The sequence below is a fragment of the Sedimentitalea sp. genome (assembly GCF_039973035.1).
Taxonomy (GTDB): domain Bacteria; phylum Pseudomonadota; class Alphaproteobacteria; order Rhodobacterales; family Rhodobacteraceae; genus Sedimentitalea.
The window spans coordinates 256,350-273,058 of sequence record NZ_JBDWLR010000060.1 but is presented as its reverse complement, the minus strand read 5'-3'; the positions used below and the strand labels follow the sequence as shown (position 1 = coordinate 273,058).

Sequence of the window (16,709 nt, the reverse complement as noted above, 5' to 3'; positions counted from 1 at the left end):
CGGGCCGCCATCTTTAACTGTTTGTTGGTCTCAGGACATATCGGGATAAAGCGCGAGCAATTCCTGCGCCATCGCAACAAACTTGTGCTCTGATGGAGAGAGAGTCTCTAACGGGGCATGGACCAGATAGACATCCGCGCCGATCGTCTCGTCGGTGATCTTGAGCGGCCACAAATCACCCCTCCGGATATCATCCTGAGCGGTAAGAACCGGCAGGATGCCGATGCCAAATCCGGCCACGATCATCCGCCTGACTTCTTCGATATTGGTACTCAGCCCATTGATCCGGTTTCCTAGCCGTGTTCCTTCGCGCAACACCGACATCGGCTCCAGACCCATGCCTTCGGTGGCGCAGGCGAACGAGATGAACGGTTCACGTTGCAGATCACGCAGCTCAACGGTTTCCCGCCCGAAAAGCGGATGCTCGGCACCGCAAAACACACAGAATTCTTCGCGAAAGAGGCGAACCGAGGGCAGGTTGACGAGGGGCTTTGTCAAAAGGCAGAAGCCCAGAGGCACCTTGCCTTGCTGGATCGAGCGCACGATGGTCTGGCTATTCTGAACCTCGCTTTGAAACACCACCGAAGGGTGGCGCTGATGATAGAGGCGGAGCAATTCGTCCAGAAACGGCGAAACGAGGTTGGAGATGATCTTGTAGCGAACCTGCCCGCGTTCTTCTTCTTCGGAATCGCGCACCAGCAACGAGATCCGTTCGGCGCTGTGAAAAATGTCGCGGCATTCCTGAAAAATCTTGTCGCCCCGCGTCGTCAGTTCGAAATGGCGACTGTCGCGAAACACCAGTTGGCAATCAAGCTGAGCTTCGAGTTTCTGCAAGGCGTTGCTCACCGAGGGTTGGCTCAGGCCCAACCGTTTTGCAGCCTTGGTGATGCTTTGTTCCTTGGCAATCATGTAGAACATGCGCAGCAAGTTCCAGTTCAGGTCCGATTGCGGGAGTGACTCCATTGGCAGTAGCTCGTCTTTGGGATCGGTTGCGGATTGGATTGCCTATTTAGGCAGCAACCATAGCATAGTACAGTTCTATGTTTGCCATGCTCTTTGGCTATGATTTCTGCCTGTGCGGATTGTGCGGGTTTCGTTAAGCTTGCCAAACTTTTAATCGGAGAGCGAAAACCATGAGCATAACCCGTCTGCACCCCGGCCCCCGCATGAGCCAGGTCGTCATTCACAACAACACTGTCTATCTGGCCGGGCAGGTCGGTACCGCCGGTGCCGATGTGGCCACCCAGACCAAGGATTGCCTCGCATCCATCGACCGTCTGCTCGAAGAGGCAGGCAGCAGTAAATCCAAGCTGTTGCAGGTCATTATCTGGCTGGCGGACATGGCTGACTTTCAGGGAATGAACGCGGTTTACGACGCCTGGATCGACCCGTCCAACCCGGCGGCGCGCGCCTGTGGCGAGGCAAAACTCGCCACGCCCGAATACAAGGTGGAGTTCATCGTCACCGCGGCGATCTGATCGACCCCAACGGCTGGGGGTTATGGTTGCCATAACCCCCGCCTATTTGACCCAGCCCCCTCCGCGACGTCTTCTTTTGGGAATTCACCCAGCGTCAGGACAGGGCATGAAATCTCAGAACGATCTATCAGACGTCGAAACGGCAACGCTTGGACATTTTCTGGAAACAGGGTTCATGGCGCCATCGCTGCAGGCGTTGCTGCCGGACCGCCGGATTTTCGGCCCCGCACTGACCCTGCGGATGCAGGGCGATGACGGCGCGGCGCTGGTTGATGCCTTGTCAGCCGCCGAGCCGGGGCAGGTGATTGTCGTGGATCGATGCGGCGACCTGCGCCATGCCTGCTGGGGCGCGGTTACGACCTGCGCCGCTCAAGCGCGCGGTGTCGCTGGTGCGGTGATTGACGGTTTTGTCACCGACCGCTCTGCGATCACCGATGCCGGATTTCCAGTCTGGTGCCGGGGCCGGTCGCCCATCACCACTAAGCCGCGCGGGATCGGCGGCGATATCAATGTCACCATCCATTGCGGCGGCGTTGCTGTGCACCCCGGCGACTTGGTGCTGGCCGATGAGAGCGGGGTCGTCGTGCTCGACCCGTCCGAGGCCCAAGCCCACATCGACCGTGCCCGCCGGATGCAGGAGGACGAGCTTGTCATCCTCGAACGTCTGAGGGCAGGCGAGACACTGGCCGAAATCACTCGTGCAAACAAACAGCCCGCGTAGAACCGGAAGATCGGCGCGCGTTCCTTTTCACTTCACCCAAGCAACAGAGAGAACCATGACAAACAGCTCTTCGAAATTCATCCTTGGTGGCATTGCGGCGCTGGCCGCAAGCACCGCCCTGACACTTGGCACGCCTGCCATGGCTGACAAGGCCAGTAACACACTGAACGTGGCCTTTGCCGCCGAGCCGGAGCCGCTCGACACCTACAAGATTGCCGGACGCCAGGGCCTGATCCTCGCGCGCCACATCTATGATGGATTGCTCTACAAAAACCTCGACACCGGGGAAATCGTGCCTGCATTGGCCGAAAGCTGGGATTTTACCGGCCCGCTGACCATGGAATTCACCCTGCGCCAAGGCGTGAAATTCCACAATGGCGCTGATTTCACTGCCGACGATGTGGTCGAAACGCTGAACACCGTGATCACCGAGGAATATGGCACCCGTTATTCCATCTCGGTCGACTGGATCGAGAGTGTTGAAAAGCTGGACGACTACAAGGTCCGCATCAACATGTCCAAACCCTTTGCCGGTGCGGTCGAGATGCTGGCGGATGCGCTTCCGATCTATCCGCACGCCTTCTTCGCCGAAAATGGCTCTGCCGGGATGGCGGCGACCCCGATTGGAACGGGTCCTTACAAGCTTGTCTCGCAAGAGCCGGGCATTCGCTATGAACTGGAGCGGTTTGAAGATCACTATGCTGGAAGTCCCAAGAGCGGCGCGACCATCGACAAGATCACCGTGCGGACCATTCCCGAGATGAACACCCAGTACGCCGAACTGATGTCCGGCGATCTCGACTGGATCTGGCGTATTCCTCCGGATCAGGCGTCGCGTCTGGAAGGCCGGGTGCAGATCATCAGCGCGCCGATCATGCGCATCGGCTATGTCGGTTTCGCCCCCGAGGCACTGGCCGGTGACAGCCCGATTGCCGACAAGAAAGTGCGCCAGGCGCTGATCCACGCCACCAACCGTGGCGCGATTGTCGAAGCGTTTGCGGGTGGTGCATCCAAGGTTCTGAACACCCCCTGCAACCCGGCACAGTTCGGCTGTGAACAGGATGTCGCGACCTATGACTTTGACCCCGAGAAGGCCAAGGCATTGCTGGCCGAAGCCGGTTACCCCGACGGGTTCGAAATGGAAATGGTCTTTGCCGCCATGCCGCGCCCGACCGCCGAGGCCGTTGCTGCCGATCTGGCAAATGTCGGCGTCACGCTGGTTCTGAACGAACAGCAATACGCGTCGGGCATCGGCAAATGGCGTGCCAAAGAGCTTCCGGCGTTCTTTTCGAACTGGGGCAGCTATGGCATCGGCGACACCGCGTTCATCCTGTCGAACTTCTTTGGCGGTGGTGCGGATGATCTGGTGCAGGACAAGGAACTGGCAGGCTGGCTGACCGAGGCTGATACCGCATCTGACCGCGAGGTTCGGGCCGAGAACTATGCCATGGCCGTCAAAAAGATCGCCGAAGAAGCCTATTGGATGCCGATGTACAACTTTAACGTCAACTATGGCCTGTCAAACGATCTGAACTTTACCCCGCACCCGGATGAGTTCGCCCGCTGGTGGATGGCCAGCTGGAAATAGGCTGACCTCCCACGCGGAACGGTGCCGGGCGGTTTTCTCCCTGCCGCCCGGCACCAGATCAACGGAAAGACATCATGCTCACATTCATTTCCAGACGATTGCTCGTCGCCTTTTGCGTATGCCTGACGGTTTCGGCGCTGAGTTTCGCGTTGATGTTCCTGTCGGGGGATCCCGCGATCGCCATTGCCGGAGCGGGCGGGCGCGCCGAGGATGCCGAGGCGATCCGCGTTGCCTATGGTTTTGATCGCCCGATCATCGTGCAATATTTCGACTGGATCAGCAGCGCCGTGGCCGGCGATCTGGGGCAAAGCATCTATTTCAACGTCCCTGTAACGGAAATTATCAGCAACCGTGTTGGTGTGACGCTGCGGCTTGGTTTCATATCGTTCATCGTGGCGGTGGTCATCGCGGTGCCGCTGGGTATCGCTGCGGCGCTGCGGCCTCATGGTTGGATCGACCGCGTTGCGCTGGTCATTGCGGTGTCCGGCCAGGCGATACCGAGTTTCTGGCTTGGACTGATGGCCATCGTCGTCTTTGGCGTCTGGTACGGCTGGGTGCCGATTTCGGGAGCAGAGACCTGGCAGGGCTATATCCTGCCGGTCATTGTTCTAAGCTACTATGCCATTCCCGAACTCATGCGTATCACCAGATCCGGCATGATCGACGTGCTGGCCACCGATTATATCCGCGCGGCCAGAGCCAAGGGCCTGCCGATGCATGTGGTCATCTGGCGCCACGCGGTGCGCAATGCGGTACTGCCGCTGGTGTCGCTGGCGGCGGTGCAATTGGGGCAGCTTTTGTCCGGGTCTATCGTGATTGAAAGCGTCTTCGCGCTGAATGGGCTGGGGCGGCTGGCATGGGAATCCCTGCTGCGCAGCGACCTCCCGGTGGTGCAGGCGATCATTCTGATCCTGTCGCTGCTCTATGTGTTGCTGACCATGCTGGCCGACATTCTGAACGCGGTTCTTGATCCGCGGCTGAGAGGGGCATCCTGACATGACCGATGCAACGGTAGAAACCGCAAGGCCGAGCTTTTGGCGCAAGATGCGCGGAAATACCGGCGTTCTTATCGGCGGCACGCTGCTGGCAATCATCGTCGCAATCGCGATCTTCGCGCCGTTGCTGGCCCCGCATGACCCGTTGGCACAGGACCTGACCCGCCGTTTGTTGCCTCCGTTCTGGCACGACCGATCCGTACCCGAGCATCTGCTGGGCACCGATCATCTGGGGCGCGATTACCTGTCACGGATGATCTACGGTGCGCGGGTCTCTCTAGGCGTTGGGCTGGGGGTGATCCTTGTTTCTGGGGCAATCGGCATCACGCTGGGTCTGCTTGCCGGGTATTTCGGTGGCCGGATCGACATGATCATCAGCTTTGCCATCACCACCCGTCTGTCGCTGCCCATCGTTCTTGTGGCACTGGCGGCGGTGGCTTTGGGCGGAGCATCTTTGACCACGCTGATTACCGTGCTGGGCCTGCTGTTGTGGGACCGCTTTGCCGTCGTCACTCGCGCTGCGGCGCAAAGCCTGCGGCATCAGGAATTCATCATGGGCTTGCGGGCCGTCGGTGCCAGCCGACCGCGCATCCTGTTTCTGGAAATCCTGCCCAACATGCAGGCCACGATCCTCGTCGTTGTCTCGCTTGAGGTGGCGAACGTCATCCTGCTCGAAGCGGCGCTGTCGTTTCTCGGTCTGGGCGTGCGCCCGCCGACGCCATCCTGGGGGCTGATGATTTCCGAAGGGCGAGACAACATTCTGTTTGATCCCTGGCTCATTGCCCTGCCGGGGTCCGCACTCTGTGTGCTGGTGCTGGCGGTGAACCTGTTTGGTGACGGAATGCGCGATATTACGGGGCCTGCAAAGAGATGACCGACATGATGCTGGATATCCGGAACCTCAGGGTCTCGCTGCCCACGGAACGAGGGATGCTGAACGCGGTGCGCGGGGTCGATTTGCAAATCGCACGCGGAGATACGCTGTGTCTGGTTGGCGAGTCCGGGTGCGGTAAGTCACTGACCGCCATGTCGATCATGGGGCTGTTGCCGCGTTATGCCCAGATCACGACAGATACGTTCATGATGACCGGGCACGACTTGTCTGATAAAACGTCAACCAAACTGGATCGGATGCGCGGTCGCGATGTTGCGATGATCTTTCAGGATCCGACCAGCGCGCTGAACCCGACGCTGACCATCGGACGGCAGTTGACCGAAGGCGTCATGCGTTCGGAAGGGTTGAGCCGCAGGGACGCCGATGGGCGGGCCATCGAAATGCTGGAGCGTGTTGGAATTTCCAACCCGGCTGCGCGACTAACGCAATATCCGCACGGCTTTTCCGGCGGCCAACGCCAGCGCATCATGATTGCCTCGGCGCTGATGGGGCGCCCGAAACTGCTTATCGCGGACGAGCCGACAACGGCGCTCGATGTGACTATTCAGGCGCAAATCCTTGAATTGTTGGGCGAGTTGCAAACTGATCTTGGGTTGTCGATCTTGCTGATTACCCATGATTTGGGTGTCGTCGCGGCCATCGCCGACGAAGTTGCTGTCATGTACGCGGGGCGTATCGCTGAACGCGCGCCGGTGGCCGATCTGTTTGCGGCACCATGTCATCCTTATACTCAAGGGCTTCTTGCCGCGATCCCGGTACCGGGTGTGACCCTGCGTGGCAGCGAACTGCCCGCAATTCCGGGCCGCGTGCCCGGACTTATCGGCACGATGCAAGGCTGTGCCTTTCGTGACCGGTGCGCGATCGCCGGACCGGATTGCAGCACCGATCCGGTGCCGCGCTTTGAACCCGGAGCAGGGCGGTTTGTCGAGTGTTTCAAGGCAGCGGAGACCGCAGCATGACCCCCACGATGATCCGTATGAGCAATATCACCAAGACCTATCGCCTGCGTCGCGGCATGTTCGCACCGACCGAGGAACTGGTGGCGGTCAACGACCTGTCGCTAAAGGTGATCGAGGGCGAAACCCTTGGTCTTGTGGGTGAATCTGGTTGCGGCAAAAGCACAGCGGTCAGCATCATGTTGGGGCTGTTGCAGCCTGATGCTGGGGAGGTCGAAATCGCCGGGCAAAAGATTGGCGCGATGCCCGTCGCCGAGCGTGTCCGCCTTGTGCAGCCGGTGTTTCAGAACCCCAATGCCTCGCTCAACCCGGTCAAACGCATCCAGACCTTGATCGGGCAACCCTTGCGCCTGCATGGCGGCGCGAATGAGAAGGCCGAGGTCGCGCGGATGTTCGACCTTGTGGGCCTACCATCACGGCTGGCGGATGCCTATCCCGCTGAGCTGTCCGGTGGACAACGTCAGCGTGTTGCGATTGCCCGCGCGTTGATCCTGAACCCGCGCGTTCTGATCTGTGATGAGCCGACCTCGGCGCTGGATGTGTCGGTGCAGGCGCAGATCATCAACCTGCTGTTGTCGCTGAAGCAAGAGCTGGGTCTGACGATGGTGTTTGTCAGCCACAACCTTGCCGTGGTCGAGCATCTCGCAGACCGGGTTGCGGTCATGTACCTTGGGCAAACGATCGAAGAGGCCAAGACCGATGCCCTGTTTGAACGGGCGCAGCATCCTTACACCCGTGCGCTTTTGGGCGCGACATTGCTGCCGGATCCGAAACTGGGCATGCCTGAACAAAAACTTGGCGCGGCGGCCGCAGATCCGTTTGCGGTGCATGGCGGCTGCTTGTTTGCTCCGCGTTGCCCCGAGGTCCGTGAGAGTTGCACCACGACCCAGCAGGATTTGCGTGAACTGCACGGCGGTCTCGTGCGATGCGAGTATGCGACCTGACTACCGCTAGTGAGCGGGTTCGGCCGTTACGACAGGTTGGCTTGCCTGCGCGGTGGTGACGGCGATGATATGCAGGATATCTTCGGCCGAACAGCCGCGCGACAGGTCGTTTGCGGGCTTGGCCAAACCCTGCAGGATCGGCCCGATTGCCACTGCCCCGCCGATCCGCTGGGCAACCTTGTAGGCGATGTTGCCGGATTCAAGATTTGGAAAGACAAAGACGTTGGCAGCCCCGGCCAGCGCAGAATCGGCAGCCTTGGATTTGGCGACATCAGGCACAAACGCAGCGTCGAACTGAATCTCGCCGTCCACGATCATGTCAGGTGCCATCTCGCGGACCATTTCGGTGGCCGTTACCACCTTGGACACCTTTTCATGGCTGGCGCTGCCTCGGGTCGAGAAAGACAGCATCGCCACTCGTGGTGTTTCGCCGACCAGTTGCAGCAAAGACACCGCCGAAGCACAGGCGATTTCTGCCATCTCGCGAGCGTCCGGATCAATGACCAGCCCGGCGTCGGCAAAGACATGTGCGCCCTTGGTTTCATGGTGCTCCTTGCAGAACAGCATCAGGAAAAAGCTCGAAACCAGCTTTGCATCCGGGGCCGTGCCGATCATCTGGATCGCCGTGCGCACGATTTCCGCTGTGGGCGTCGCCGCCCCGCCGACCGTGCCGTCCGCCAGCCCCATACGTACCAGCAGAGCGGCAAAGACATGCGGGTTCCGGATCGCGGCTGCGGCAGACTCCGCCGTGGCGCCCTTGTGTTTGCGCAGGGCAAGAAACTGTTCTGCCATCTGATCGGCGAGCGGCGTGTCGGAGGGGTCGTGAACCTCGATCCCGTCCAGCGCCTCTCCGCCACCTGCTGCCAGCCTGACCTTGATCTCTGACGCATCACCCACCAGCACGATACGGGCAACCTTTTGTTTGCGCGCCATAATCGCGGCTTCGACCACGCGCGGGTCGGCGCCTTCGCTGAGCGCAATTCTTTGATCTGACTGGGCGGCGTTGGCCAACAGGATTTGCAGAGGCTTCATTGCGGGGCTCCGTGGATTCCGGGAATAAGAGAGAAGATCGGGCCTATCCGGCCAGCCATTTGATGCCGAACAGGATAAATCCGGCGATGAACACGGTTTCGGCCACGATCAGGATGATGGCCTGCCCGCCAACATCAAGAATGGTTTTGAGAGAGGTTTTCATGCCGACCGCAGCAATCGAGATCAGCAGCGCCCAACGGGACAGATCGCTGAGAGCAGACTGCACAATGGCGGGTATCAGCCCAAAGGAGTTGATCGCGGCGAGAAGCAGGAACATCAGCACAAAGAACGGAATCAGCGGCGGACGTTTGCCACCATCGTTGCCCGCGTCGTCCGCAAAGCTGCGGATCACCAGCGAGAACACCAGCACCACGGGCGCCAGCATGGTGACACGGATCAGCTTGACCAACGTCGCGGTTTCGCCGGTCTCCTCAGAGACCGAGAACCCGGCACCGACGACTTGTGCAACATCATGAATGGTGCCGCCCAAGAACACACCGGTCTGCAATTCGTCCAGTTGCAGGGCCTGCGTGATGATGGGATAGGCGATCATCGCCAGCGTACTCAGAACCGTGACGCTGAGCACGGTAAAGATCAGGTTGCGCTCGGAATGTTCGTTCTTGGGCAGAACGGCGGCGATTGCCATGGCGGCGGATGCGCCGCAAATTGCGACCGAACCGCCGGTCAAGAGCGCAAAGCGCCAGCCACGGCCCAGAACCTTGGCGCCGACGATGCCAAACAGGATGGTCAGGATCACCCCGGCCACCACCAGTGTTATCAGTTCGGGCCCCAGACCGATCAGCAGCTCGACGCTGATCCGTGCGCCCAGCAAGGCCACACCGATCCGCAACACCGTGCGAGAGGTCAGCGCGATGCCGGGGACACACCGGCCTTCTTCGGCGAGAAAATGAAACGCGATCCCCAACAACAGCGCCATCAGCATTGCCGGTGCGCCGTAGTGTTCTGACAGGAATTGTGCGGCCACCGCGATGACGACCGAGACCAAGAACCCCGGACCGTTATCTGACAAGAACTGCTGCGTCCGGGCGATCGGCGTTTGGTTCGGGGCGGTCGCTTCAGACATGGCACAGGTCTCCTGGTGCGCTAGAAAAGAGGGGGTAGGGGGCGACACAGGCCGCCCCCTAAGTGGATCAGGCCAGTTGTTGCAGGGCCATGTCCGATTTGTCGATACCGGCCACGGAAACCGGTGTTTTCATGGCGTCACGGCGGAAGGGTTCGCCAAGTTCCTGGTTCAGGACAACTTCGATGAAGGTGGTGACGTTGTCGTTCATCTGCTCTTTGACCGCAGTGTTCAAAACATCTGTCAATTGCTCCATTTTCGTGACCTGAACGCCTTTTAGCCCGCAGCCATCGGCAATCTTGGCGTAATTCACGTCAAGGTTCAGTTCAGTTCCGACAAAGTTGTCGTCATACCACAGGGTCGTGTTGCGCTTTTCCGCGCCCCACTGGTAGTTGCGGAAGATGATCATGGTGATCGGAGGCCAGTCGCCACGACCACAGGCGGTCATCTCGTTCATCGAGATACCAAACGCTCCGTCACCGGCAAAGCCGACAACCGGCACATCCGGGCAGCCGATCTTGGCACCCAAAATCGCGGGCAGACCGTATCCGCAGGGGCCAAAGAGGCCCGGTGCCAGATATTTCCGACCCGCTTCGAACGACGGATAGGCGTTGCCGATGGCACAATTGTTGCCGATGTCGGAGCTGACAATCGCGTCCTTGGGCATCGCCGACATGATCGCGCGCCAGGCTTGGCGGGGTGACATGCGGTCGGGCTGGCGGCTGCGCGCGCGCTCGTTCCAGGTGATGCCTTCGTCGTTGTCGTCCTCGTGATCCATCGAACTGAGTTCTTGTGCCCAACGGGATTTTGTCATGGCGATCAGCTCCTTGCGGTCCTTACGCCCCCTGTCGCCTGCACCGTCGGCCAGCTGTCCTAGAAGTTGCTCGGCAACCCGCTTTGCATCCCCCTGAATCGCCACATCGACTTTCTTGGTCAGGCCGATCCGGTCGGAATTGATGTCGACCTGAATGATCTTGGCGTCCTGCGGCCAATAGTTGATGCCATAGCCGGGCAGGGTCGAGAACGGGTTCAGCCGATTGCCAAGGGCGAGAACAACATCGGCTTTCTGGATCAACTCCATCGCCGCCTTGCTGCCGTTATAGCCCAGCGGACCGACGGCCAGCGGGTGGTTGCCCGGAAAGGCGTCGTTGTGCTGATAGCCGCAGGCAACAGGCGCATCCAGCGCCTCGGCCAGCTTGGCGCTGGCGTCGATTGCACCGGCCAGAATCACGCCGGCACCGTTCAGGATCACGGGGAACTCGGCCTCGGAGAGCAGTTTCCCCGCATCGGCCACGGCCTGCGCCCCACCAGCAGGACGCTCCAGACGGATGATCTGGGGGAGGTCGATGTCGATGACCTGTGTCCAGTAGTCGCGTGGGATGTTGATCTGCGCCGGAGCGGATCCGCGCCATGCCTTTTCGATCACACGGTTCAGAACCTCGGCCATACGGCTGGGGTCGCGGACCTCTTCCTGATAGCAAACCATGTCTTCGAACAGTTTCATCTGCTCGATTTCCTGGAACCCGCCCTGTCCGATGGTCTTGTTGGCCGCCTGCGGCGTCACCAGCAACATCGGAGTGTGGTTCCAGAACGCGGTTTTCACAGGTGTGACAAAGTTGGTGATGCCGGGGCCGTTCTGCGCGATGGCCATGCTCATCTTGCCGCTGGCGCGAGTATAGCCGTCGGCGATCATCCCACCCGAGGTTTCATGCGCACAATCCCAGAACTTGATGCCCGCAGCCGGGAACAAATCGGAAATCGGCATCATGGCGGACCCGATAATGCCAAACGCATTGTCGATCCCGTGCATTTGCAGGACCTTAACAAAGGCCTCTTCGGTCGTCATTTTCATTGGAGTCTCCTCTGGAACGTAGATGGTAATTCGTTGGGTTAAGTAGTGTCAGGCTGGCCGGTTACGATCGGTGATGATCAGGTCGCTGGCCTTTTCGCCGATCATGATCGCAGGGGCGTTGGTGTTGCCCGAAACGATCTCGGGCATGATCGAGCAATCCGCCACGCGTAGGCCGCGAATGCCGTGAACGCGCAGATTTTCATCGACTACCGCAACCTTGCCCTGGCCCATCTTGCAGGTGCCGGTCGGGTGATAGATCGAGGCTGTGTTGTTGCGCGCCCAGTCCAGCGTGGCGTCATAGTCGTTGATGTCGAGATCCGCATGAGGGCGGAACTCTTCTGAAATCTTGCTGTCCAACGGCGCATGGCGCGCGATCTTGCGGGCGATGTTGACCCCGGCCACGATGGTCCGACAGTCGGTCTCCGTGGATAGATAGTTGGGGATGATCTTGGGATAGGCGCGACCATCACTGCTGGTCAGCCGGATTTCACCCCGGCTTTCGGGGCGCAGTTGGCAGACCGACATGGTAAAGGCCGAGAATTTGTCGGCACCTTTGCCGGGATTTTCCGCCGACAGAGGCTGCACATGGAACTGGATGTCTGGGGTTTCCAGTTCTTCGCGGGTTTTAAGGAACCCTGTCGCGAGGCTGGCGGCCATCGTCATCGGGCCGGACCGAAAGAGCATGTATTTCAACCCGATACGGGCCTGACCCAACAGGGTGCTGACCTCGTCATTCAAGGTCGGTTCGTTGCACTTATAGACCAGCCGGGCCTGCAGATGGTCCTGCATGCCTTTGCCGACACCATGCAAGTCCTGCTCGACCGGGATACCGTGTTTGGCCAGTTGGTCAGCCTCGCCGATACCGGACAGCATCAGCAACTGCGGCGAATTGATCGCGCCACCAGACAAGATGATTTCGCGGTTGGCCGTGACGGTCTGCGCCGAGCCGCTGCGGTCCGTATAGGTGACAGCAGTGGCGCGTTTGTCTTTGATCACAATCTTTTCGGCCTGCGCATGGGTGATGATTTGCAGGTTTTCGCGGGACCGGACCGGGTTCAGATAGGCAACCGCTGCGCTGCACCGTCGGCCTTTTTTCGACGTTAGCTGGAAAAACCCGACACCTTCCTGATCGGCCCCGTTGTAGTCGGGGTTGAACTTGTACCCGGCCGCCTGCGCGGCTGCGACCCAGGCGTCGGTGATCGGGCGTTGGATGCGCATATTGGACACTGACAACGGGCCCTGATCGCCGTGAAACTCATCAGCACCGCGTTCGTTGTTTTCGGCCCGCTTGAACAGGGGCAGCACATCATCCCAGCCCCAGCCGGTATTGCCCATCTGCCGCCAGCGGTCATAATCCTGCGCCTGTCCGCGCACATAAAGCAGCCCGTTCAGCGAAGATGACCCGCCCAGAACCTTGCCGCGGGGCCATTCGATGGAACGCCCGTTCAGTCCGGGATCGGGCTCGGTCTTGTAACACCAGTCGACTTTCGGATTGTGGATTGTCTTGAAATATCCGACCGGGATATGGATCCAGGGATTCCAGTCACGACCGCCTGCTTCAAGCAACACAACCTTGACGGAGGGGTCGGCGCTCAGGCGATTCGCCAGCACACATCCGGCCGAGCCAGCGCCCACGACCACATAGTCTGCTTCGATATTTCCCATCGCATCCTCCTCGTGAGCGAGCGCCTTGAACGGCGAATCTTTTACCTTGCGTAACTTTCAATACGTAACTATTAATGAGACCGCAAGTATCAATAATCGAAACATCACTTAGGGAGGAACCACATGGGTGTTGGAGATAAACTGAGCCGGATCAACAGGCGTGATCTGTTCAAGCTGGCGGGCCAATACGGTATGAGTTCGACACTGCTGGCGGCCGGAACCTTTGGCGGCGCGATGAGTGTCGGCAGCTTGGCGCGCGCCGCAGAATCAACTTATGAGCGTCGTTTTTCCAAGCCGGCCAAGCACACGCTCAAGTTCGGCGCATCCGGATTCAATGCCCGTAACCTATTGATAGAACGTATGGGAGCGCTGGAATTTGCCCGTGATCTGGAATCGCGTACCGATGGCGAAATCCGCATCGAGTTTATTGGCGACAACCAGATTTGCGGGCAGACCAGCTGTGTTGAAAAGACCCAGTTGGGCATTGTCGATATCTATGCGGCGTCGACCCAGAACTCGGCAGGGGCGGCGCCATATCTGAACGTTCTCGACTATGCCTACATGTTCCCGACTCGGGCATCGCAGTATCATTTCCTGTACAGCCCCGAATCACAGCGCATCCTGCGCGATCCGCTGGAAGAACGGCATGGTTTGAAGTTCCTGTTCTCGCATTGCGAGCTGCGCGGCCTGCAAATGGGTCTGAAGTGGGAAAAGGAACCGACGGTGACCAAGCTTGAACAATTGTTTGGCACCAAGAACCGTGTGACCGGCACGCAATTGGGCCGGATCGCCATGCAGGCGCTCAACCTGAACCCGGTGCCGGTGGCCTGGGAAGAAACGCTGGACGGTCTGCGTCAGGGTCTGATTGATGGTGCAGAGACATGGGCCTCGGCGGTGGCCTATGCCGGTATGACCCCGGTTGTGTCGCAATCCGTAGACCTGAAGTTTTTCTGCGGCACCGAGCACACATCGATGTCGACCAAGGTATTCAACAGCCTGGATGAACACCTTCAGGATGCGGTCATGGAATCCGCCTATTGGGCTCAGGTCCACGTGCAGGGCGCGAACGAAGCGGCGCTGGTCAACACGGTTGGATTCTCGGACCCACAGTTGCCGGACACGATGTTTGTGCAGGACAATGTGCGCTGTGCCTTCCTGCCGGACAGCGAAATCAAGATGGCCGAGGAAATGTGCTCGCCCGAGTTCCAGCCGCAATTGTGGGAACAGTGGCGCGAGCGTCTTAACAACTGGGCTGGTGGCATCGATACCTATCAGGAAATCTACGATATCGCGCGCGAGATTCCGGCCGACACACGGGCCGAGAATGTCGAACCGCGGCGCTGGTGGAAAGGCTGACACGCAGCCAATTCGCGACAGGTCTGGCCCCGGTTTCGGGGGCAGCCGACTTTTTTCAAGCACATTGACCAGAGGGTCCGCGCAAGCGGGGGGCGGTCATTTCACGGAGGAGACGACCATGTCGCTATGGTCAGATGTCATGGGAATCCTGTCTGCCCTAGGCAGCGGAGATTCCTGGACAATCAGCAAAGCACTATCAACACAGGGCGTCTGGGTCGTTGGCACCCTTGCGACTCTGATCGGCGGCCTGATCGTAACGGCGCTGTACAACCGGTTTCCATTGATTGATCGCCACTTTGAGCGCAGCGTGATGGTCTATACCTACCTCGCAATCGCGATCATCATCTTTGTCGAGGTGATCCGCCGCTTTGTGTTTTCAGTTCAGGCACCGTGGTCGACAACCTTTCCACCGGTCCTGTTCCTCGTCATGACGTGGTTTGGTTGTTCCTATAACATCCGCCTGCGGACGCACCTGGCCTTTGCCGAATTTCGTACCTCGATGTCGCGCGGATTGCAGATGGCCTGTCTGACGTTGGACATGGTTCTCTGGTTCGGATTCTGCGTCATTGTCGTGGTCACAGCGACGCGGGTCGCGGCCAACTCGGCCTCGAATTTCCAGATTTTGGCGGGCACCGACAACTTTATGCAGTGGTGGTACCTGATCACCGTTCCGATCGCCTTTGTCCTCATGGCTGGTCGTGTGCTTGAAAACTGGTTCGAGGATCTCTCCAACTTTCGCAGCGGCGAGCAGTTGATCAAACCCACAATGATCGGAGCGGATTAATCATGGCCGATAGCACCATCATCACATTCATTTCGCTGGGCGTCACCTTTCTGTTCATGCTGGGTGTGCCTGTATTCCTGATCATTGCCTATTGGGTGGTTGGCACCACCTTTGTGCTGGGTCAGACGCTCGACAATGTGGGCGCTGCCCTGTCAGACGTGTTCACCGACGGCTTTGCGCTGTTGGCCATGCCGCTGTTCATCCTGACCGGTGACCTGATCAACAAATCCGGCATCGCCAAACGCCTGTCCGATTTTGCCTATTCCTGTCTTGGGTGGCTGCGCGGCGGGCTTGCGATGGCCTCAATCGGTGCTTGCGGGTTGTTTGCGGCGATCTCGGGGTCAAACTCGGCAACGACCGCAACCATCGGGTCAATGTTGCACCCGGAAATGGTCAAGGGCGGCTATGACGAGCGGTTCTCGGCTGCGACGGCGGCGGCGGGTGGTACCGTGGGGATCATCATCCCGCCATCGATCATCTTTATCGTCTACGGCTACCTGATGAACCTGTCGATTTCGGACCTGTTCATCGCGGGCATCGTGCCCGGCGCGTTGATGGTGTTCGCGATGCAGTTCGCCTGCTGGATCCTGTGCCGTCTGAACGGCTGGGGGCACATCATTCCGCTGAACCTTAACCGCATTCTCAAAACGGGATTTGGCGCGTGGCTGGGTTTCTTTGCCATCGGCCTTGTGCTGTGGGGCATTTATACCGGAAAATTCTCGCCCACCGAAGCGGCGGGTGTGACCGTCGGGTTTTGTCTGATCGTCGGCGTGATTTGTTATCCGCTTAACAAGATGATGAAGAATGACGAGAATACGCCGGTCAATGAAAAGACCTATGCCGATATGCTCGTCGTAGGAGGGTTCAAATTCACCGAGATCCCATCGGTTGTTGTCCGCTCTGCCCAGATCACCGGCATTCTTGCGCCGCTGATCGGTGTATCGGTGGTGATGCAGCAGAACCTGTCGCTGTTAGGCGCACAGCAGGTGATCGGTGATTTCGTCACCGGGATGGGCGGTTATTATGCGGTTCTTCTGACCAGCATGGCGATCGTGTTCGTGTCGGGTATGATTCTTGAATCCTTGCCTGTCACCATCATCCTTGCCCCCATTCTGGCGCCGATTGCCGCGTCGGTTGGTATCAATCCAGTGCATTTTTCGGTGATCTTCCTCGTGGGTGCATCGATTGGGTTCATTACGCCGCCATACGGATTGAACCTCTATGTCGCATCTGGTGTGACCGGTGTTCCATACTTCCGATTGCTGAAATACACTGTACCCTATCTGGTGGCGCTGATCGGAACATGGTTCCTCGTGGCGATGGTACCGCAATTGGCGCTGATGCTGGTGCCGCAACTATAGA

At 59.1% G+C, this 16,709-nt stretch carries 15 protein-coding genes; 10 read left to right on the top strand and 5 right to left on the bottom strand.

The features are described from left to right. Positions 1–30: 30 nt before the first annotated feature. Complete coding sequence (locus ABJO75_RS15710) at positions 31–963, bottom strand: LysR family transcriptional regulator (protein ID WP_348134482.1); 933 nt, start codon at positions 961–963, stop codon at positions 31–33. A gap of 170 nt (positions 964–1,133) precedes the next feature. On the opposite strand from ABJO75_RS15710, the gene ABJO75_RS15705 reads away from it, so the two are divergent. From ABJO75_RS15705 to ABJO75_RS15675, 7 genes are all read left to right on the top strand, one after another. After that, on the top strand, positions 1,134–1,478 hold the full coding sequence (locus ABJO75_RS15705; RefSeq protein WP_348134481.1) for a RidA family protein: 345 nt from the start codon (positions 1,134–1,136) through the stop codon (positions 1,476–1,478). Between the two features lie 106 nt (positions 1,479–1,584). Next, complete coding sequence (locus tag ABJO75_RS15700; RefSeq protein WP_348134479.1) at positions 1,585–2,199, top strand: RraA family protein; 615 nt, start codon at positions 1,585–1,587, stop codon at positions 2,197–2,199. Between the two features lie 55 nt (positions 2,200–2,254). After that, positions 2,255–3,787: an ABC transporter substrate-binding protein gene (locus tag ABJO75_RS15695; protein ID WP_348134477.1), complete on the top strand. Its 1,533-nt coding sequence runs from the start codon at positions 2,255–2,257 to the stop codon at positions 3,785–3,787. A 74-nt stretch (positions 3,788–3,861) separates the two neighbouring features. Beyond that, positions 3,862–4,782, top strand: a complete 921-nt coding sequence (locus tag ABJO75_RS15690) for an ABC transporter permease (RefSeq protein ID WP_348134475.1) — start codon at positions 3,862–3,864, stop codon at positions 4,780–4,782. A 1-nt stretch (position 4,783) separates the two neighbouring features. Then, positions 4,784–5,656 (top strand): ABC transporter permease, encoded by an 873-nt coding sequence (locus ABJO75_RS15685; protein WP_348134473.1) that lies wholly within the window; start codon positions 4,784–4,786, stop codon positions 5,654–5,656. Then, the gene (locus tag ABJO75_RS15680) at positions 5,653–6,636 is read left to right on the top strand and encodes an ABC transporter ATP-binding protein (RefSeq protein WP_348134471.1); all 984 of its coding nucleotides are present in this window, start codon (positions 5,653–5,655) and stop codon (positions 6,634–6,636) included. The genes ABJO75_RS15685 and ABJO75_RS15680 overlap by 4 nt, the downstream gene beginning before the upstream one ends. Then, positions 6,633–7,577 carry an ABC transporter ATP-binding protein gene (locus ABJO75_RS15675; protein ID WP_348134470.1) on the top strand — a complete coding sequence of 315 codons (945 nt, stop codon included), beginning with the start codon at positions 6,633–6,635 and terminating at the stop codon, positions 7,575–7,577. Before ABJO75_RS15680 ends, ABJO75_RS15675 begins: the two co-directional genes overlap by 4 nt. Before the next feature lie 6 nt (positions 7,578–7,583). Here the strand turns inward: ABJO75_RS15675 and pta are convergent, their stop codons facing one another. From pta to ABJO75_RS15655, 4 genes are all read right to left on the bottom strand, one after another. Next, on the bottom strand, positions 7,584–8,609 hold the full coding sequence (pta, locus tag ABJO75_RS15670; protein ID WP_348134468.1) for a phosphate acetyltransferase: 1,026 nt from the start codon (positions 8,607–8,609) through the stop codon (positions 7,584–7,586). A gap of 43 nt (positions 8,610–8,652) precedes the next feature. Beyond that, complete coding sequence (locus ABJO75_RS15665) at positions 8,653–9,693, bottom strand: YeiH family protein (protein ID WP_348134467.1); 1,041 nt, start codon at positions 9,691–9,693, stop codon at positions 8,653–8,655. A 67-nt stretch (positions 9,694–9,760) separates the two neighbouring features. Next, positions 9,761–11,542, bottom strand: a complete 1,782-nt coding sequence (gene xsc, locus ABJO75_RS15660) for a sulfoacetaldehyde acetyltransferase (RefSeq protein ID WP_348134465.1) — start codon at positions 11,540–11,542, stop codon at positions 9,761–9,763. A gap of 48 nt (positions 11,543–11,590) precedes the next feature. Beyond that, positions 11,591–13,207: a choline dehydrogenase gene (locus ABJO75_RS15655; RefSeq protein ID WP_348134463.1), complete on the bottom strand. Its 1,617-nt coding sequence runs from the start codon at positions 13,205–13,207 to the stop codon at positions 11,591–11,593. Between the two features lie 123 nt (positions 13,208–13,330). Here ABJO75_RS15655 and ABJO75_RS15650 point away from each other — a divergent pair, with 123 nt between their 5' ends. The 3 genes from ABJO75_RS15650 to ABJO75_RS15640 all read left to right on the top strand — a co-directional run bounded on the left by ABJO75_RS15650 (position 13,331) and on the right by ABJO75_RS15640 (position 16,708). After that, positions 13,331–14,563, top strand: a complete 1,233-nt coding sequence (locus ABJO75_RS15650) for a TRAP transporter substrate-binding protein (RefSeq protein ID WP_348134461.1) — start codon at positions 13,331–13,333, stop codon at positions 14,561–14,563. Positions 14,564–14,681: 118 nt separating this feature from the next. Continuing rightward, on the top strand, positions 14,682–15,347 hold the full coding sequence (locus ABJO75_RS15645; protein ID WP_348134459.1) for a TRAP transporter small permease: 666 nt from the start codon (positions 14,682–14,684) through the stop codon (positions 15,345–15,347). Positions 15,348–15,349: 2 nt separating this feature from the next. Further along, on the top strand, positions 15,350–16,708 hold the full coding sequence (locus ABJO75_RS15640) for a TRAP transporter large permease (RefSeq protein WP_348134457.1): 1,359 nt from the start codon (positions 15,350–15,352) through the stop codon (positions 16,706–16,708). Position 16,709 lies beyond the last annotated feature (1 nt).